Annotated in this window: 17 protein-coding genes, 2 tRNA genes and 1 pseudogene; 18 read left to right on the top strand and 2 right to left on the bottom strand. The window is 28.8% G+C overall.

The window, feature by feature from the left end:
• The first annotated feature begins 10 nt into the window (after positions 1-10).
• From cysC to tyrA, 16 genes and pseudogenes are all read left to right on the top strand, one after another.
• Entirely contained in the window at positions 11-652 is a 642-nt protein-coding gene (cysC, locus tag M9397_RS01850) for an adenylyl-sulfate kinase (RefSeq protein ID WP_250226702.1), read from the top strand.
• A gap of 328 nt (positions 653-980) precedes the next feature.
• Positions 981-1,298: a septum formation initiator family protein gene (locus M9397_RS01845; protein WP_250226701.1), complete on the top strand. Its 318-nt coding sequence runs from the start codon at positions 981-983 to the stop codon at positions 1,296-1,298.
• Between the two features lie 64 nt (positions 1,299-1,362).
• Positions 1,363-2,073, top strand: coding sequence for a 2-C-methyl-D-erythritol 4-phosphate cytidylyltransferase (gene ispD / locus M9397_RS01840; RefSeq protein WP_250226700.1), 711 nt, complete (start codon positions 1,363-1,365; stop codon positions 2,071-2,073).
• Positions 2,074-2,086: 13 nt separating this feature from the next.
• The gene (gene ispF / locus M9397_RS01835; protein ID WP_250226699.1) at positions 2,087-2,560 is read left to right on the top strand and encodes a 2-C-methyl-D-erythritol 2,4-cyclodiphosphate synthase; all 474 of its coding nucleotides are present in this window, start codon (positions 2,087-2,089) and stop codon (positions 2,558-2,560) included.
• Positions 2,561-3,416: 856 nt separating this feature from the next.
• Positions 3,417-4,130 (top strand): annotated as a pseudogene (locus M9397_RS01830) (peptidoglycan DD-metalloendopeptidase family protein); the annotation flags it as partial.
• Between the two features lie 904 nt (positions 4,131-5,034).
• Positions 5,035-7,677, top strand: coding sequence for an alanine--tRNA ligase (gene alaS, locus M9397_RS01825; protein ID WP_250226697.1), 2,643 nt, complete (start codon positions 5,035-5,037; stop codon positions 7,675-7,677).
• A 192-nt stretch (positions 7,678-7,869) separates the two neighbouring features.
• Complete coding sequence (gene csrA / locus M9397_RS01820) at positions 7,870-8,055, top strand: carbon storage regulator CsrA (protein ID WP_250226696.1); 186 nt, start codon at positions 7,870-7,872, stop codon at positions 8,053-8,055.
• Between the two features lie 153 nt (positions 8,056-8,208).
• A tRNA-Ser gene (locus M9397_RS01815) sits at positions 8,209-8,300 on the top strand.
• Between the two features lie 26 nt (positions 8,301-8,326).
• Positions 8,327-8,400 (top strand) — tRNA-Arg (locus M9397_RS01810).
• 174 nt (positions 8,401-8,574) lie between these two features.
• Entirely contained in the window at positions 8,575-9,942 is a 1,368-nt protein-coding gene (gene ffh, locus M9397_RS01805) for a signal recognition particle protein (protein WP_250259563.1), read from the top strand.
• A 94-nt stretch (positions 9,943-10,036) separates the two neighbouring features.
• Positions 10,037-10,273 (top strand): 30S ribosomal protein S16, encoded by a 237-nt coding sequence (rpsP, locus tag M9397_RS01800; protein ID WP_250259561.1) that lies wholly within the window; start codon positions 10,037-10,039, stop codon positions 10,271-10,273.
• Positions 10,270-10,839 carry a ribosome maturation factor RimM gene (rimM, locus tag M9397_RS01795; protein WP_250226693.1) on the top strand — a complete coding sequence of 190 codons (570 nt, stop codon included), beginning with the start codon at positions 10,270-10,272 and terminating at the stop codon, positions 10,837-10,839. The genes rpsP and rimM overlap by 4 nt, the downstream gene beginning before the upstream one ends.
• A 29-nt stretch (positions 10,840-10,868) precedes the next feature.
• On the top strand, positions 10,869-11,615 hold the full coding sequence (gene trmD, locus M9397_RS01790) for a tRNA (guanosine(37)-N1)-methyltransferase TrmD (RefSeq protein WP_250226692.1): 747 nt from the start codon (positions 10,869-10,871) through the stop codon (positions 11,613-11,615).
• 23 nt (positions 11,616-11,638) lie between these two features.
• Entirely contained in the window at positions 11,639-11,989 is a 351-nt protein-coding gene (gene rplS / locus M9397_RS01785) for a 50S ribosomal protein L19 (RefSeq protein WP_250226691.1), read from the top strand.
• Positions 11,990-12,502: 513 nt separating this feature from the next.
• Positions 12,503-13,588 carry a 3-deoxy-7-phosphoheptulonate synthase gene (locus M9397_RS01780; RefSeq protein ID WP_250226690.1) on the top strand — a complete coding sequence of 362 codons (1,086 nt, stop codon included), beginning with the start codon at positions 12,503-12,505 and terminating at the stop codon, positions 13,586-13,588.
• A complete protein-coding gene (gene tyrA / locus M9397_RS01775) occupies positions 13,585-14,715 on the top strand; it encodes a bifunctional chorismate mutase/prephenate dehydrogenase (RefSeq protein WP_250259559.1) in 1,131 nt (376 codons plus the stop codon). Before M9397_RS01780 ends, tyrA begins: the two co-directional genes overlap by 4 nt.
• Positions 14,716-15,003: 288 nt before the next feature.
• On the opposite strand, the gene M9397_RS01770 is transcribed toward tyrA, so the two are convergent.
• The gene (locus M9397_RS01770; RefSeq protein ID WP_250259557.1) at positions 15,004-15,846 is read right to left on the bottom strand and encodes a prephenate dehydratase domain-containing protein; all 843 of its coding nucleotides are present in this window, start codon (positions 15,844-15,846) and stop codon (positions 15,004-15,006) included.
• A gap of 230 nt (positions 15,847-16,076) precedes the next feature.
• Positions 16,077-16,796, bottom strand: coding sequence for an outer membrane protein assembly factor BamD (bamD, locus tag M9397_RS01765; protein ID WP_250259555.1), 720 nt, complete (start codon positions 16,794-16,796; stop codon positions 16,077-16,079).
• Positions 16,797-16,950: 154 nt separating this feature from the next.
• On the opposite strand from bamD, the gene rluD reads away from it, so the two are divergent.
• Both rluD and clpB read left to right on the top strand, forming a co-directional pair.
• Positions 16,951-17,922 carry a 23S rRNA pseudouridine(1911/1915/1917) synthase RluD gene (gene rluD / locus M9397_RS01760; protein WP_250259553.1) on the top strand — a complete coding sequence of 324 codons (972 nt, stop codon included), beginning with the start codon at positions 16,951-16,953 and terminating at the stop codon, positions 17,920-17,922.
• Between the two features lie 306 nt (positions 17,923-18,228).
• Complete coding sequence (gene clpB, locus M9397_RS01755; RefSeq protein WP_250259551.1) at positions 18,229-20,805, top strand: ATP-dependent chaperone ClpB; 2,577 nt, start codon at positions 18,229-18,231, stop codon at positions 20,803-20,805.
• Positions 20,806-20,929: the final 124 nt, after the last annotated feature.

Raw genomic sequence — 20,929 nt, 5'->3', positions numbered from 1 at the left:
CAATCATACTATGACTCACAAAAATAATCATCACATATCCAACAAAAATATTTTTTGGAACACTGGGTATATAACACAAAAAGATCGTGAATTTTTACATAAACATCATGCTATGTTATTATGGTTTACAGGACTATCAGGAGCTGGAAAATCAGTTTTAGCTAATATTTTAGAAAAAAAATTACACTACAGAAATGTTAGCACATATATGTTGGATGGAGATAATGTCCGATATGGATTATGTCGGGATTTAAGATTTAGAGATCATGATCGACATGAAAACATACGTCGATCGGGAGAAACAGCACGATTGATGGTTGATGCTGGCATAGTGGTATTAGCTACTTTTATTTCTCCTTATGCTTGTGATCGTCAAATGGTACGCAGTATGTTTCCTACCAATAATTTTGTTGAAATATTTGTCGACACACCATTTCATATATGTGAACAACGTGATACAAAAGGTTTGTATAAAAAAGCTAGATCTGGTGAAATAGAAAGTTTTACTGGTATAAGTTCTGCTTATGAAAGACCAAAAAAACCAGATATATATTTAGACGGTCAAAAATCAATTACAGAGTTAATTGACCAAATATTGCAATCATCATGTATTGAATATTTGTTTACAATAGATCTATCTAATAATAGATAGGATATGTAACAAAATATTGTATAATTAATAATTTAAGTGAATTAATCATCTATGATAGCAGTCTTTATTAAAAATTAATTGATTATAACAAAAACCGTTGCCCTTTAAAAATACAATAAATCTTTCAAACAAGCAATATTCTTTTTATAATTAAAATTTAATAATTTATGAGATTTTTCAATCAATCATGACAACATTGCAATTCTAAATTTTACACCAATGAACTACAATTATGCATTTAATGATTATTATCATCTATCCAATAAATATTTATTCATTATTAGTAACAGAGAATTAATTGTACGATGAATATAATCGTTTAATTAATATGAAACATAATGAATTGGCGGCGCAAATGAACAAATTAAATTGTATGTTATTGGCATTGTTTGCTTGGTTACAGTATTCACTATGGTTGGGTAAAAATGGTATCTATGATTTAATATCTACTCATAATACAATTATATTATATAAAAATATTAATAATATCGATCAAATGAGGGCTCGTAATAATCAATTATTATATGAAATTTATGATTTACTTCATGGATATGAAGCAATTGAGGAACGATCAAGATATGATCTTGGCATGATTAAACTCGGTGAAACTTTTTATTTACCAACATTGTATAGTAATGTTAACTAAACTAACGTCAAAAAACGATCTAATCCCAATTAATTATATATAAATTGTTTGTTTATATCTGAATATGTTGAAAAAAAAATTTCCATACATTACTGCTATTCTTCCGGCAGCAGGCACTGGAAAACGCATGAATAGTTTATTACCAAAGCAATATTGTACCATAGGTAACAAAACTTTAATTGAATATTCCATCAATGCCTTGCTATGTCAATCATGTATTCGCCATTGTATTGTAGTAATTAATGCACAGGATCGTTGGTTTCATCAATTATCTATTTCTTATGACCCCAGAGTTAGTGTAGTTGTTGGAGGGCACACACGAGCTGATTCAGTGATGGCTGGATTACGGCATGTAAAAAAAAAATCAGTTTGGGTTATTGTGCATGATGCGGTACGTCCTTGTTTGCATCATGAAGATTTAATAAGGCTCTTTGAAATTACAAAATTTTCTCAAGTAGGTGGGATTTTAGCAATACCAATCTTTAATACTATTAAACGAAGTTACTATGGAACTAATTTTATTAAATATACTGTAAATCGTGAAAATTTATGGCATGCTTTAACTCCACAATTGTTTAATTATGATCTTTTAAAATATTGTCTTAAAAAAGCTTTAAAAAATAGAGTGACTGTTACTGATGAAGCATCAGCTATAGAATATTGTGGATATAAATCCATTTTGATACAAGGCCGCTCTGATAATATAAAAGTTACTCATCAAGATGATTTAAAATTGGCTAATTTTTATTTATCTAAATCATATAAAAAAACTTAATGAGATTGTAAACATGTTACGCATTGGTTATGGTTTTGATGTACATCAGTTTGGAGGATGTCGACCGCTTATTATTGGAGGAGTGGAGATCCCCTATATGAAAAAAATTAAGGCACATTCTGATGGCGATGTGATGATGCATGCTTCGATAGATGCTTTATTAGGAGCCGCTTGTCATGGTGACATTGGGTCAATGTTTCCGGATACTGATCCTAAATATAATAACATGGATAGTCGAAAATTATTACGAATTGCCTGGAATAAAATTACTATACAAGGGTATTTGTTAGAAAATATAGATATTACTGTAATTCTACAAATCCCAACAATAAATACATATATTTATCAGATGAGACATCATTTATCCCAAGACTTAAATTGTGCAGTAGATAATATTAATATAAAAGCTACCACTACTGACACACTGGGATATATCGGACGATCTGAAGGTATTGCGTGTATAGCAGTCGTATTATTAACACGTTAAAGTATTGATCAAACTGTACAATATATATTTTACAGTTACATATGCACCTATCAGGTACGATACGTTTATTAAAAAAGTATTTGATTATTATTTATTATTATGGCGTATCATTATGATGCGCGATTCGTTCTATTATCTGTTAGATAAAGTATTACATCAGTATCATCAAGTGTAATATAAAAGCTCAATGTATATTATTGCATAATATTTATGTTTGATTATCCATATTATATTATGGATACTAATGATTTATAAAAACATACGAAATTATTTAAATTTTATAAGATACTTATTCATTTTTGAATAATCATAAAAATATAGTCTAGTGGTTTTTATCTATGAAACAAAAATATGTAGATATTAAAAAAAATATTATAACGATTCCTAAAAATTATAAAAAATAATCCATTGTTGTATACACATAAATAAGTATTTTTTACTAATTGTTGATATGCAGCATATAAGTGTATGTCACAAACATATGAGTTATTTATTTGATTATTAAAATATATCTAATATTAATGCCAAATGTATATGTGTTATTCATATAATGTGTGATTTTTAAATAAATAAATTATCAATAGAAAATAAGCAGGAAGCAGAGGAGTTTAACGCATCTATTATGCTGGTAGATAGCAGATCGATAATTTATATAATAGTGGTTCTTGTATTGCTGGAAGGATGTTCTAGTGACAATATCCATAAATACCATAATCAACGCGCGTCACGATCCACAAATTCTGATGTTACTATCTATATGTCGCAAGAAAAAAAGACAAATCTGCGATATCCTCAGAACACACCTATTGCGAATAACATACATAAGTACAATAATGCAAATTATAGTTCTTATCATAAATCTACATACACAGTAAAATCAGGCGATACCTTATTTTATATTTCTTGGATTACAGGAAATGATTGTCTAAATTTAGCAAAAATAAATAATATTAAGGATATCAATGTATTAAAAGTAGATCAAGTTTTAAAAGTACATCATAATACAATATGGTTGTATTTTCAAAAATTATTGAGAGAGATTTTCATCTCCTTTGATAGAGCTAATAATGCTTTAAAAAAAACATTGATTTTTGATGCAAAACAATCGTTTTATCCTAAACCGTATAATAATACTTATTCTAATCTCGATATGTCTTATAATATGATTACTCGTTCAAAAATATCACATTTGGTGGCAATCAAAGATTGGTATTGGCCAACAAATGGCACAATTATTAATACTTTTTCTGATGCTGAAAGAGGCAATAAAGGAATTGATATATCCGGCACTTTAGGTCAGCCTGTTGTGGCTACCGCTAATGGAAAAGTAGTATACATTGGAAATACGTTAAAAGGATATGGCAATTTGATTATCCTCAAACATGATAATAACTATCTTAGTGCTTATGCACACAACGATATGATATTGGTTGCTGAACAACAGACAGTCAAAATGGGTGAAAAAATTGCAACTATGGGTAACAGCGGGACTGATAAAGTAAAATTACATTTTGAAATCAGATATAAAGGAAAATCTGTAGATCCTTTATATTATCTCCAGAACAGGTAAATTTAAATTGACTATAAGTTAATATTTTATTTGAATTAAATATACAAAATGCTGTATTTGTATAAATAAATACTACTTTTTATGTTTGCACTGGTTTAATACTGATTTAAAATATTTTGATTTAAAAATTTTAGTCAGTTATTAATCTAAAAATACAGTACATAATTTTTAAATTTTAATTTTTCAGGTATGAAGTAAGATATATCCATTGATATATATATTAAGCATAAAAAGGTCATATTTATCTCATTCTATAAAATATGGTATATATGTACTACATAATAACGTTTTAATGCACCTATAATATTAATCAAAACAGTAAAATTTAGTACTAATTGAGCAAAGGAAAATAAATCATAATAACTGTGAAAGATTATATATATTATTATGCATTTTTACTATTGTAAAAATGTTGTAAATGATTATGGCATTTGAAGGTATTGTATTAAATAAGTGACAATGTACTTTGATTTGATATATCCTAATTTTTTTTGAAAAATAAATATTGAAATATATATTTATATATATGTTATTACAGAAAAGATTATGTTACACAAACATACATTATCAACTAAATATTACATCCATGTTTAAAATTTTATCTATAAAAATAGATCATATAAACTACTTAAATGCCCATTCATCTATTATCGGTGAATAGAAAAAATTATTATAAAGAATTTTTTGATTTTATATTTTTTAAAATTTAATTTGTAATAGAATAAATTATAATATTACTAATAATAATCGGTAGTATTTATTCAAAAAAATGAATTTCTATATGACTTAAATATAAATAATATTCTATTGTTTTTGATTTCTATCTTTTTGAAAATTGTTTATAATGTGTAGTTATGCAATTTATATATGTGTGTGGAATTTTTTATTCCATGATGGAATTTGTATGTACAAAAATATTGATGATATTCGTCAAGAATTTCTTAGTTTTTTTAAAAAAAGAGGACATGAAATTGTATCAAGCAGTACTTTAGTGCCTAATAGTGATCAAACATTATTATTTACTAATTCTGGTATGAATCAATTTAAAAACATATTTTTAGGCATTGATCATCCATTATTTAAGCGTGTTGCTACCGCGCAACGTTGTGTACGTGCTGGAGGTAAACATAATGATTTAGATAATGTTGGATACACTGAATGGCACCTAACATTTTTTGAGATGTTAGGTAATTTTAGTTTTGGAGATTATTTTAAACATGAAGCTATTCAGTTGGCTTGGGAGTTATTGACTAACGTTAATTGGTTTAATCTGTCTAAAAATAAATTATGGGTAACAGTGCATATTTGCGATGATGAATCCTATGATATTTGGTCCAAAAAAATAGATATCCCTAACGAACATATTGTTAGGATTGGTAACAATACAAATGATTTTTGTGATTCTGATAATTTTTGGAAAATGGGAAATATTGGACCTTGTGGTCCTTGTTCAGAAATATTTTATGATCGTGGAGATCAGTTTCCAGGGGGACCTCCTGGTAGTGTAGAAACATTTGGAGAAAGATATGTTGAAATTTGGAATTTAGTATTTATACAATTTAATCGTCAAGAGAACGGTCATCTTTTGTCGCTCCCTATGTTATCAGTAGATACTGGGATGGGTTTAGAACGTATTACTTCAATATTACAAGGAGTAAATAGTGCTTATTCTATTGATGTATTCAAAAAATTGATATCTTCTATATCTCGAATCATGAAAATTAATGATATTCATGCGAATAGATCCGTATATGTAATCGCCGATCATATTCGTACATGTTCATTTTTAATTCAAGATGGCATTCTTCCTTCTAACGAAGGTCGCGGTTATGTATTACGTCGTATTATTCGTAGGGCTATTCTTCATGGAAGAAAACTGGGTATAAATGATATTTTCTTTTACAAATTAGTCCCCCCTCTTATTAAAGCTATGCATCATATAGCTAATATATTACATGAAAAAAAAGATTTTATAGAAAAAATTTTACTTAGTGAAGAAAAATTATTTAAAAATACTTTAAAAAGAGGATTAGAATTATTAGAGAAACAATTAATACGATTACAAGGAAATTGCTTACACGGTGAAATAGCATTTCATTTATATGATACTTATGGATTTCCATTAGAATTAACTCAAGATGTTTGTTTAAAACATGGTATACACATAGATCAAATAGGATTTGATCAAGCCATGTTAACACAAAAAAAACGTACAAAAGAATCAAACAAATTTGATATAACTTATGAAAAATTATCACTATATAATGTATCAAGTATATTTGTTGGACATGATAAGCTTAATTGTAAAGCTCGGGTAATAGCACTGTTTCAAAAAAATAAATCAATAAATAAAATTGACACAGAAGAAGAAGGAATAGTCATTCTAAATAATACTCCTTTTTATGGAGAATCTGGGGGGCAAATTGGAGATTGTGGTCAATTAAATACTAAATCTGGATTTTTTCAAGTTACTAATACAAAAAAATATGGGCACACAATAGCTCATCTAGGAATGGTCAATAATGGTGGAACTATTAGTGTTGGAGAAGAAATAGTTGCTCAAGTAGATCAACATAAAAGGAAATGTATTTCTTTGAATCACTCCGCCACACACTTGTTACATGCTGCTTTGTTTCAAGTTATTGGATCTCATGTGATGCAAAAAGGATCATTGGTAAATGATCGATATTTACGTTTTGATTTTTATCATCACGAAAAAATGACAACGATGCAAATAAATACAGTAGAAAATATTGTAAATCAACAAATTTGGAAGAATTCTCCTATTACAGTTGACGTTATGCCAATAGAAGTAGCTAGAGATAACGGAGCTGTAATATTGACCAATAAAAAATACGATAAAAAAGTTCGTGTTCTCAGAATAGGAAGTTTTTCTATTGAATTATGTGGGGGAACTCATGCTGCGCGTACTGGAGAAATTGGTGTGTTTGTGATTACCAAATACTTTAGTATTGCTTCTGGTATTAAACGTATTGAAGCAGTAACTAGTAACGTAGCGTTATCTGTAATACATCAACATAAGATGTTGCTTAAAAATATTTTTCAATTAACTCAAAGTGATGATAAAAATATATTAAGTAAAATACATGAATTTAAATACCGTTATCAAAAATTAGAAAAAGAGATAGATTGTTTAAGAAACCAACAAAATATACAACAAAGTTTATCATTCATTAAGAACACCTACTATATTAAAGATGTACCAGTCTTAATCAAACAAGTGGTTAATCTGACTCCAAAAACGTTACTTAAGATGATAGATTGCATTAAACATCAATTAAAATCAGGAGTGATTATTCTTATTAATATCAATGAAAACAACAAAACTAATTTAGTGACAGCTGTAACTAAAGATTTAATAGAACGTAATCGTATAGATGCTTTATCTTTGGTTCGGTGTATTATAAATGCCCTTGGTGGAAAGGGTGGAGGTAGACCTGATTTTGCTCAAGCTGGTATTAACAATATCACAACTACATCTAAAGTATCTATTGCAGTAGATTCTTTGTTACATAAGATATTGTAAATAATTACACAACTATATTAAAGTTGTTTTAAAATAAAAAAATTGTTCATGTATTGTGAAGTAGTGCGCTAAAATTTTCGAAAAGTAAAGTATAAATGTTATATACAGATATTGATTTCATATTGTTCATAAATTTTAAAAACAGTAAAATTTAAGCAGTCTGGGTTATTTGAATTTTTCAAGGAGTAAAGAATGCTTATTCTGACTCGACGAGTTGGTGAAACTCTCGTCATTGGAGATGAGGTTACAGTCACTGTATTAGGTATTAAAGGGAACCAAGTCCGCATTGGTGTAAATGCTCCCAAGGAGATATCTATACACCGAGAAGAAATTTATCAACGTATTAAAGCTGAAAAATCACAACAGAACTTGTGCTAAAGTTATTATTTTTTAATAAATTTATAAAATAGTAGTTTTATGACAAAAAATTTAGTTGTAAATTACATGAAAACAACGTAATGTAGCAGAGAATTTTTGATCATAATAAACAAATAAAATAAACCAATAAACAGAGCAGATAATAAAATGTTCAGTGAGGTGGCCGAGCGGCTGAAGGCACTCCCCTGCTAAGGGAGTATATGGTGCTCAACACTGTGTCGAGGGTTCAAATCCCTCCCTCACTGTTTTTTGTTTTGTTAGCAGTGACGATGCACCCGTAGCTCAATTGGATAGAGCACTCGGCTACGAACCGAGCGACCGGAGGTTCGAATCCTCTCGGGTGTATTGTATATTATTTAAATTATTAAATAATTAAAATTTAATTGATTATACAAGTAAATTTGTATTTCATTTATAACGGAAATGACACCATCTATGATGGACTGTGTCTACGATGATTTTAGTGCAATTGTATAATATGTTTATTCGAGTATTTGCTTTTGATTTTGAGCTATAGAAATGTTTAAAAACTTATCCAATAAAATATCACAATCAATACGTAATATTGTTGGTTCTGGACGTTTAACAGAAAACAATATTAAAGAAACTTTAAATACAGTTAAAATTGCTTTATTAGAAGGAGATGTGGCGTTACCCGTGGTACACAGTTTTATTAATAAAGTTAAAAACAGCATAATAGGAAAAGATATAAACAAACATTTAACTCCAGGTCAAGAATTTATTAAAATCATGCATACGTCTTTGGTAAAAGTTATAGGAGAAGGATCAAATGATTTAAATTTAAATACTCAAATACCAGCAATAATATTAATAGTAGGTGCGCAAGGTTCTGGAAAAACTACTACTGTTGGAAAGCTTGCAAAATTTTTAAAAATTAAAAAAAACAAAAAAGTATTAGTGGCATCAACTGACGTGTATAGACCAGCGGGTGTACAACAATTAAAATCATTGATATATTCTGAAGATATAAGTTTTTTTGAAGATTATAATATTATTAAAAACAAACCAATTGATATACTAAAATCAGCAACCATGGTATCAAAATCATTATCTTATGATGTTTTATTAATAGATACCGCTGGTTGTTTAGATACAGATGATTATTTGCTTGCGGAACTATCTGAAATACATGAATTTATTACTCCAATAGAAACTTTATTCATTGTGGATTCTATGATCGGACAAGTAGCTATTAATAGTATAAACGTGTTCAATAAAACCTTACCGTTAACCGGAATTATTTTAACTAAATTAGATGGAGATTCACGCGGCGGGGTAGCTTTATCCATCAAATACCTTACTAATAAACCTATAAAATTCATAGGAACAGGAGAAAAAATTGATGCATTAGAGTCTTTCAATGCATACAGAATAGCTGGACGCATACTTGGAATGGGCGACATACTTTCATTAATTGAAGATATTGATAATCAATCAGAATGGGTTAAAGAAAAAAAATATATTAATAAAAATAGTGTAGACTTTAATTTATATGATTTTTTAGGTTACATAAAACAAATACGAAGTATGGGGGGGGTTAATAAAATAATAAGTAAATTACCTCTTAATATAGGAGGAGTGAACTTAGATAGTATTCAATCATATACTCATGACAATACATTCATACGTATGGAAGCCATAATCAACTCTATGACTCTGAAAGAACGTATGCATCCAGAAATAATTACGGGATCTAGAAAAAAACGTATTGCCAGCGGATCTGGAGTACATATGCAAGATGTTACTAAGTTACTAAACACATTTAATCGTATACGTATTACGATACAAAAAATAAACAAAAATGAAATATTTCGAATGATACGCACATTAAAAAATAAAATATCATCTAAATTTACAATTAATTAAAAGATATTTTATTGATTAAATCGATAAATATATATTCATATTATTGAATGTGAGTTTATTGATTTTTTTGGTTACTAATTTAAGGCATATACTTATGGTAAGAATCAGATTATCGCGAGGAGGTCATAAAAAAACTCCTTTTTATCACATAGTTGTTACTGATAGTAGAAATGCACGGGATGGTCGTTTTATCGAATGTGTTGGATTTTTTAACCCAATTAAATTTAGAAATCAAAAAGAATTACATATAAATACAAAACGTGTAAAATATTGGTTACAGAGAGGAGCGAGTCCGTCTAAACGTGCTTTAAAATTAATAAAAAATTTATGAAAAATAATGAATACCCAATAGACAAAGAAGGCATTACGGCGCCACCCCCTCACCCTGTAGTAATAGGAAGAATAGTAGGCGCATATGGAATATTAGGGTGGGTACGAGTGATATCATTTACTGAACAAAATGATAACATATTTCATTATAGCCCATATTTTACTATCATCCAATCTACATGGAAATCCATTTATTTAGATCAATGGAAACTAATTGGGAAACATTATATTGTTAAAATACGAGGAATTTCAAATAGAGATTCTGCTCAATTGTTAAGTCGTTGTAATATTATTATTGATGACACACAATTTCCACGTATAAATAACGATGAATATTATTGGAGAGATTTAATAGGATGTGCAGTGATTACTGTACCGGGAGTCCTTTTAGGGAATATTGTCAGTATAATAGAAACCACAGCAAATGATGTTTTAGTAGTAAAAATGCATCAATCTAATCCTCATAGAATCAAAAATTGCCTTATTCCTTTTCTTATCAAAAGAGTTATTAAAAATATTAATTTTATCACGCATATTGTTACTGTAGATTGGGATCCTAATTTTTAATTTTATTATAAAATAAAGTATAAAAATATATGTTGTTAGGTGTAATTACTTTATTCCCAGATATGTTTCAGTCTATTGTTCGTTACGGAATAGTAGGCCGATCAATTCGAAGGGGTATTCTTTCCTTAAAATTGTGGAATCCGCGCGTGTTTTCAGATGATCGATACCACAAAGTAGATGACCGTCCCTACGGAGGAGGACCAGGTATGGTAATGATGATTGCACCTCTTAGGAATGCAATCAATCAAGCAAAAAATGCATTAGGAAATAACATTAAAGTAATTTATCTCTCTCCTCAAGGAAGAAAGTTGAATCAAAAATATGTATATAAATTAGCATATGATCATCAGAAGTTAATTTTAGTTTGTGGTAGATATCAAGGTATTGATGAAAGATTAATTCAAACAGAAATCGATGAAGAGTGGTCTATAGGAGATTATATAATTAGTGGAGGAGAGTTAGCAGCTATGGTGTTAATAGATGCGATATCTAGAGTTCTGCCTGACGTGTTAGGAAATAAAGATTCAAAAAAATCAGATTCTTTTTTCAAAGGAAGATTAGATTGTCCACATTATACGCGACCTGAAACTTTTAATGACATGAAAGTACCCTCAGTATTATTATCAGGAAATCACTATAACATCCATCGTTGGAGACAAAAACAAGCTTTGGGTTATACCTGGATTAAAAGACCAGATTTACTTAATGATACACAATTAACTGATGAAGAAAAAAATTTGCTTGCTGAATTTAAAAATGAATACTTTAATCATTAAATAAAAACTAGAGAATAATATATATGCATGAATCAATAAATAATTTTGAAGAAAAACAAATGAAAAAAAATATACCGTACTTACACCCAGGTGATACAATAGAGGTGAAAACATGGGTTATTGAAGGTAATAAAAAACGCCTACAAATTTTTGAAGGAATAGTTATTTCTATTAAAAATCGTGGATTACATTCTTCGTTTACTGTAAGGAAAATTTCTAGTGGAGAAGGTGTAGAGCGAGTATTTCAATCACATTCTCCTGTAATTGAAGAGATTAAAATTAAACGATTTGGCATCGTACGTCGTGCTAAATTATATTATTTACGTAATCTTAGCGGAAAATCAGCACGAATCAAAGTACGTATGAACTCATAACGTGATATATTTGTATTAAAAACATTTAATATGAGTTTGATACACAGTATTGGTTTATTAAAATTTTTAATCATTATTGTTTATGTAAACCAGTGATATTGGGATCATGGATCATGCAAAACATTTGGTTTTTTATAAAATAATCAATTCATTTAAAAGATTGTAATATTTAAATTTTTCAAAAAAATCATTTAATGCAATATAACTATTTGATATGACATAATATGTATTAAAATTAAAAACTATATTTCATATTATATATTATATAAATAATAATACATATTCATACAGATATGATTTAGCTTATGTATGAACAGAATCTTACATGAGATTCAACATTAAATGTCACTCAGTTCACCAATTTATAATAATTTATTAAAAATAATAATATATAACTATATTTACGTTAGTTTTATATGTGTATATATAATATGATATATGTTATCATTTTTAATGATTATTTTAGTTTTATAAATTTATTATACAATGCCTAATTATATTAAGGATAATAATATGCAGAAAAATGAGCACGATAATATCTATATCGATAACACATACCCAATCATTACTCCTAAACAATTAAAGACTCAATTTCCTGTAACATATTTTGAACAGAAAACCGTTGTAGATTCTCAAAATATAATTATGAATATTATTCATAGGCGTGATCCGCGTCTATTGGTAATATGCGGTCCTTGTTCTATTCATGATGTTAATGCTACTTTTGATTACGCTAATAAATTAAAAACCTTATCAACAGAGTTGCAGGATCAATTATATATCGTTATGCGTGTATATTTAGAAAAACCTCGTACTAGCATTGGTTGGAAAGGATTAATTAACGATCCACATATGAATGGTTCCAACGACATTGAATTGGGTTTAAAAATTGCTCGACATATGCTGGTAGAATTAATAAAAATTGGATTACCACTGGCTACTGAAGTATTAAATCCGTATATTCCACAATATATTGGAGAACTCTTCAGTTGGTCATCTATTGGAGCACGTACTACAGAATCCCAAATACATCGAGAAATAGCGTCTGGCTTATATACACCTGTAGGATTTAAAAACAGTACCAACGGAAATTTTTATAATGCAGTTAACGCAATACATGCTGCAATGCTACCTCATCGTTACATTAGCATCAACCAATCAGGTCAAGTATGTTTACTACATACTAAAGGCAATCCTAATGTTCATATAATTTTAAGGGGAGGAGAAAATCCTAATTATTATCCGGAAAATATTATTGATTGTGAACAAAAAATAATAGAAGCTAAATTACCCTTAGCATTAATGGTAGATTGCAGTCATGGTAATTCTAACAAAGATTATCGTCGTCAGGTTGATGTAGCACGATCCATTTTACGCCAAATTAAATGCGGAAACCGTTCTATTATTGGATTGATGATAGAAAGTTATATTCATTCTGGTAATCAATCCATCAATTTATCATCTTCTACAACACAATACGGAATATCAGTTACCGATGCGTGCATAGATTGGAAAACAACCAAACACTTACTATATGATTTACATAAAGAACTCAAACCATTGCTTATCAATCGCATATCGGGAGCTGAAATGGCATGACAACAGAACTAAATACTTTACGCAATAAAATTGATAAAATAGATCAGAATTTATTAAGATTGTTATCTCAACGACTTTTTTTAGTTTCAAAAATAGGAGAAATAAAAAGTCGTTGTGGATTATTTATTTATTCACCAGATAGAGAAGAAATGATAATCTCCTGTCGGAGACAAGAAGCATTAGAATTAGGTATTTCTCCAGATTTAGTAGAAGATATATTGCGTCGCATTATAAGTGAATCTTATTATAATGAGAATGAAAAAGGATTTAAAACGTTGCATCCAAACTTAGGGCCAATTGTGATCATTGGTGGAAAAGGACAAATGGGGCAATTTTTTTATAAAATGTTAACTTTATCAGGATATAAAGTGCGAATTTTGGATAAAGATAACTGGGGGCATGCAAAATCAATGTTAACCGATGCCGGGATGATAGTAATTAGCGTTCCTATTCATTCAGTTACTAATGTAGTTGAAAAATTATCATATCTACCCCCCCCAAACTGCATTATAGTAGATTTATCATCTGTAAAAAAAATATCCTTCAATGCTATATTGTCTGCGCACACTGGTCCAGTATTAGGATTACACCCTATGTTTAATCCAGACCATGGAAGTATGGTAAAACAAGTAGTAATTTACTGCGAAGGACGTTATCCAGAAGCGTATCAATGGTTATTAGAGCAAATACAATTGTGGGGTGCAAGATTGCATTCCTGCAATACAATAGAACATGATCAATATATGAGTATTATGCAAGGATTATGTCATTTTATTACTTTTGTAACTGGATATCATTTTTTAAAAGAAAACATTAATTTAAAAAAAATGCTATTTCTGGCTTCACCAACATTTCGATTGAAACTAATAACAATAGGGAAATTATTTAATCAAGATCCTCAGTTATATGCTGATATCATCATGAATTCCAAAAACAATCTCATATTGATTAAACGTTATTATAGAAGATTAGGTAGGATTGTAACATTATTAGAACAGGATAAAAAACAAGAATTGATTGATCAATTTAAAAAAATTCAAAATTGGTTTGGCTCATATACTGATCTTTTTTTTAAAGAAAGTCGTAAGATATTACGTCACGTTAATAATTATAAAGATAATGTATAACGTAAATAATAATCCGAATAATTATTTTAATTATATGGTGGTAATTTTTAATTAAAGCCTACTTGTGTAGGCCTAATAGTTTGCTATATAAGATAATTTTTTAAATTTAAAAATTATTTTACATGCACAAAAATATATATATATTTATTTTTTAAAATAATTGAATAGCATATATACGATTACAAGTATCCATTATTTTCTGCAATAAATTTTATAATTTATATGTTGAATAACATATAAATTATAAAATTTATTGCAGTATTGAACTACCTCAGTGATTAGATTCACCTAATAACAACCTAATATTTTTAATGAATAGGCAATTTTTTGTAATTCCGAAAAGATCTGTTGTGTATATATATTATTTATATGCGCCATCATTTCAATAATAACTATATTTTTTAATCTTTCATATGATAAGAGACGTGCTCTTAAATAAGTTGTGTGAGTATTATAAAATTGTAACACATTTAATATTTCATACAATTTCTCCGATTGTCCTTCAATAGAGACCATAAAAACAGTTTTTCTAGCTATAGAGCAATTAATAACTACAACATTTTTATTTTTTAAAATAATAAATCTAGTTGTATTTTTGTAAGAATTAGCAAGATTATATGTCAATAATGAATTTAATCCATAAAATTTACCTCCCTGTATACTGCCCAAAGCTGCCAAATTGGATTGATTTAATTTAGATATCGTTTCCATGGCAACTGCACTGCTTTCACAAAATACAATCTTCCATTCTGAGAAACATTTTAAAAATTTACTACATTGCTGAACGGGTTGAGGATGGCTGTATATAATTTGAATTTGATTTATATCAGTATGATTATTGACCAAAACACAATGATTGACAGGAATAGTAATTTCGTCTACTAACAACAATCGGGTGTTTAGTAATAATTCACCTATTTCATCGATTAATCCAGAACTAGAATTTTCTATGGGAATTACACCGTATTCTGCCTGATCACATTCTACTAAAGTAAAAACATCATCAAATCTTTGACAACTATACTCTATGACTTGATCAAAATGACGACTAGCATACTGTGTAGCGGCAATATGAGAATATGATCCTTTAGGACCCAAAAATGCTACATGCGCTATAGATTTGTAAATCATAAAAAACTCATTAATGGTTATATTTTCATATTTAAATATAATATCTGTAGATAATTTGAGGTTTTTCGAATGTCAGCAGTATCATTATTATAAATTAATATTTATACGAATCAATATTCAATTCTGTACACATATTATATTATGTTTCAATATACACAATATTAAAAACATTGTTTCAATCATATAACATCCACTGATATAGACATTATATTTATAAAAGTATATTTGAATTAATATACTGGATTAGTAGCAATAATTTTTGCTACTTTGTTAGCTTGATCCGGCAAATATATATTTCGATAAGCTTGTTGCATATAATATAGTGCTTTGCGAGTTGCTTGAGTATCTGGAAATTGATGTAACATTTTTTCTACACGAACTATTACTGATATGTAAGCATATTTTTTAGCATAAAATTTTACAATAGAAAGTTCATGTTCAGCTATTCTATTTTTTAAAAAAATTAAACGTTTATAAGCGTCTGCAGAATATTGGCTATTTGGATATTGATGTATAAGTTTTGAAAAAGTATGGAATGCTATGCATGCATACATGGGATCACGATCAAACCAATTTATATTTAAATATTTTATTAATTTTTTATTATCTTCATCTAAGCACATGTTGAGTACGCCACGCATGTATAATACATAATCAAAATGTTTATGATTAGGATATGATTTTAAAAAATATTCTATGTAATGATTTGTGGATTTTAAATCGTTTAACTTGTAATAAGCGTAAATTAAATCTAAATAAATTTGCTGCGGGCAAGGGTCTAATAAATATAAGTTTAATAAACTTATCAAGTCCTCTGTAGCTTCTTTATAATCAGTGTTATATAATTTTCTTTGAGCGGACTTGTAAAGATTATAAGTAGTGTCATTTAAAACATTAACAGAAGCAGAGGTATAAGAAATCATAATGATATTAATAATTAATATCATCATTATACAGTATTGAATACATTTCATAAAAATTTTATTAATACTCCCTATTAGTATATAAATGTTCGCCAACAATATGTATCTATATTTATTTAATCAAATGTAACTATACAATAATTTGGTTGCATTGAAACTCAGTCGTTAATCGTATATCAATATGATAACACCTAAATCTTATATTATAAAACCTATGATTGTGCAGAAATATCAATCTGGAAAACGATTAGATTGTGTTCTCTCTGAATTACTGCCAATTTATTCACGTTCTAAAATAAAATGTTGGATCCTGTCTAAAAAAGTAAACGTTAATAATCAGACAGTTATTATACCTAAAAAAAAAATGATAGGCGGTGAATTCATTGAAATAAAAGATATTGTTGAGATTGATAATAATATCATTCCTCAAGATATTCCTCTCGAGATTATATATGAAGACAATGATATCGTAGTAATAAACAAAACAAAAAATATGGTAGTCCATCCTGGGGCTGGCAATTATTCAGGTACTATACTAAATGCTTTGCTATACAAGTATCCATATATCACAGAAGTATCCCGAGCAGGTATTGTCCAACGATTAGATAAGGACACTACTGGTTTAATGGTTATTGCCAAAAATATTATTGCATATCATAATTTATTGCAATTGTTCAAAGAAAAAAAAATTACTAGGGAATATGAAGCGATAGTTCTTGGGAAATTTTTACATAATAAAGGAACGATCAATCAACCTATTCGAAGACATGCTGTTCATCGTACCTGTATGACAGTTAACCCTATGGGGAAATCAGCCGTAACTCATTATTTTATTACAGAATCATTTAGTATGTATACCAGAATTCGTGTACGTCTTGAAACTGGAAGAACTCATCAAATTCGTGTACATATGGCCTACATTAATCATCCGTTATTAGGAGATCATAAATATGGAAAATCAACTTATTTCATGAAAGGTGTATCTGATGAGATCAATGACTGTTTACATATGCTAAATCGTCAAGCATTACATGCGGCGACATTACAATTATATCATCCTATTACTAAAATAAAAATGAAATGGGACATACCTTTACCACGGGATATTATGACATTAATCAATATATTAAGGAAAAATGAAAGAAAATATTAAATAACATTATCTATGCTCATAATAGGGATTTTTATTACATACAAATTATTAGAAAATATAGCCGCAAACTTATAATCTTTCGTACAAAAAATCATATCCTAAACTAAACTGTAGTTAGTACCATATCATATATTTTTAAAATTTATGAGTTATATTAACTAATTTTTAAGAGAATGAAAATATACTTTTGTTCCAGTAGTTTAGGTGCTTGAATTTTAATAGTTAATCTCCATATCCAGAATAGATGCGTACTGTGTGTAATACATAATTGATATTATATACTATTGTAAGAGGAACATGAATATTATGCGGTTAGATCATTTTACTCATAATTTTCAATTAGCTATTTCTGATGCTCAATCCATAGCACTTAGAAAAGATAATCAGTTTGTTGAGCCCATTCATGTAATGCTTGCTTTTCTAAAAGAAAAAAATGGGTCAGTATATCAGATATTGGATCATGCTGGACTTAATATATCTCAGTTCACTACATTAGTTGAACAGACATGCGATCGTCTACCAAAAGTAGAAGGTATTAACGGAAACATTCAATGTTCTCATGATTTAATTAGAATATTAAATGTATGTGATAAATTAGCGCAAAAACATAATGATACTTTTATCGCATCAGAAATGTTTGTTTTAGCATCCATTGAAACTCATGGAACATTAAATGATTTATTAAAAAAATCTGGAATAAATCCAGAAAACATAAAAAAATCAATAGATTATATACGTAATAATCATTCAGTTGATAATCAACGGTCAGAATCTCAACGTCAAGCGTTACAAAAATTTACTGTCGATATAACTAAATTCGCAGAACAAGGTAATCTCGATCCTGTTATTGGTCGAGATGAAGAGATTCGTCGCACTATTCAAGTATTACAAAGACGTACCAAAAATAATCCTGTTCTTATCGGACAACCCGGAGTAGGAAAGACTGCTATTGTGGAAGGATTAGCGCAACGTATTATCAATGGTGAAGTTCCTGAGGGACTGAAACATAGTCGTATATTGGCTTTAGATATGGGAGGATTATTAGCAGGAGCAAAGTATAGAGGAGAGTTTGAGGAACGTTTAAAAAGTGTATTAAATGATGTATCCAAAGAAGATAGCAATATTATTTTATTCATTGATGAATTGCATGCTATGGTTGGAGCAGGTAAAGTTGATGGAGCAATGGATGCGAGTAATATGCTTAAACCAAGACTTGCTAGAGGTGAATTACATTGCGTTGGAGCAACTACACTTGATGAATATAGAAAATATATTGAAAAGGATGCAGCTTTAGAACGACGTTTTCAAAAAATACTTGTCGCCGAACCTAGCGTTGAAGATACTATAGCTATTCTTCGTGGATTAAAAGAACGTTATGAACTACATCATAATGTTCATATTACTGATCCGGCAATAGTAGCTGCTGCAATTTTATCTCATCGATATATTTCTGATCGTCAGTTACCTGATAAAGCCATTGATTTAATTGATGAAGCTGCTTCTAGCATTCGCATACAAATAGATTCAAAACCAGAAGAATTAGATAGATTAGAACGGCGTATCATACAGTTGAAATTGGAACAACAAGCGTTAAAAAAAGAATCAGATGATGCTAGCATAAAACGATTAGATCTATTGACTGCTGAACTCATCCAGAAAGAACAAGATTATGTTAAACTTGAAAAAGAATGGAAAAAAGAAAAAGTTGATTTAACTAAGGCTCAAAGTATTAAATCTGATTTAGAACAAGCAAAAATTGCTATTGATCAATCACGCCGCATTGGTGATTTGGCCCGTATGTCTGAATTACAATATGGTAAGATCCCAGAATTAGAAAAAAAGTTATCTATAATATTACAATCTAATCATAAAAAAATACGTCTTTTAAGAAATTGCGTTACTGATATAGAAATTGCTGCAGTATTATCTCGATGGACTGGTATCCCCATGTCTCACATGTTAGCTAATGAAAAAGATAAATTATTAAATATGGAACGTACTTTACATCAATTAGTTGTTGGCCAAGATGAAGCAGTAAAAGCAATATCTTATGCTATTCGTCGAAATCGTTCTGGATTATCTGATCCTAAACGCCCAATTGGTTCATTTATGTTTTTAGGGCCTACTGGAGTAGGTAAAACTGAATTGTGTAAAGCATTATCTATTTTCCTTTTTAATACTAATAATGCAATGGTGCGTATTGATATGTCTGAATTTATGGAAAAACATTCTGTATCTAAATTATTAGGAGCGCCTCCTGGTTATGTTGGATACGAATCAGGAGGATATTTGACTGAATCAATACGTCGTAGACCATATTCTGTTATTTTGCTAGATGAAATAGAAAAAGCGCATCCAGAAATTTTTAACGTATTGTTGCAAGTTTTAGATGATGGACGATTAACAGATGGACATGGACGTACGGTGAATTTTAATAATACTGTCATTATTATGACATCTAATTTAGGGTCAAATTTAATTCAAAAACGTTTTGGAATCGTAGATTATCAAGAAGTTAAAGCTACAGTATTAAACATAGTCCATCAACATTTTCGTCCAGAATTTGTTAATAGAATAGATGAAATAGTAGTATTTCATCCTCTTAGTACCGAACATCTTATGGAAATTGCTAATATTCAACTACAGCGTGTATGTGATCGTTTGGAAGAAAAAGGATATCCTCATACTAATATCACTAATTCAGTTCTAGTATTTTTATCAAAAGTTGGTTTTGATCCAGTATACGGTGCACGTCCATTAAAGCGCGCTATACAACAACACATTGAAAATGCATTGTCTCAAAAGATAATATCTGGGGAATTGTTGTCAGGTAAACAAATTACTTTAGATGTTGTAAATAATACCATTGTTTTTATTCAATGAAATTGAAAATTTATAAATAAAAAAATCATTTGAAATAATTAAAATAATTTCACAGTAATCATTATTATATGTTAAAATAAATACTTTTCCATGTGATACATGGAAAAGTATTTATTTCGTATTT

This window comes from Blochmannia endosymbiont of Camponotus sp. C-003 (assembly GCF_023585685.1).
GTDB lineage: Bacteria > Pseudomonadota > Gammaproteobacteria > Enterobacterales > Enterobacteriaceae > Blochmanniella.
Note: the sequence above shows the minus strand (reverse complement) of the source record. Positions and strands in the feature narration are given on the sequence as shown.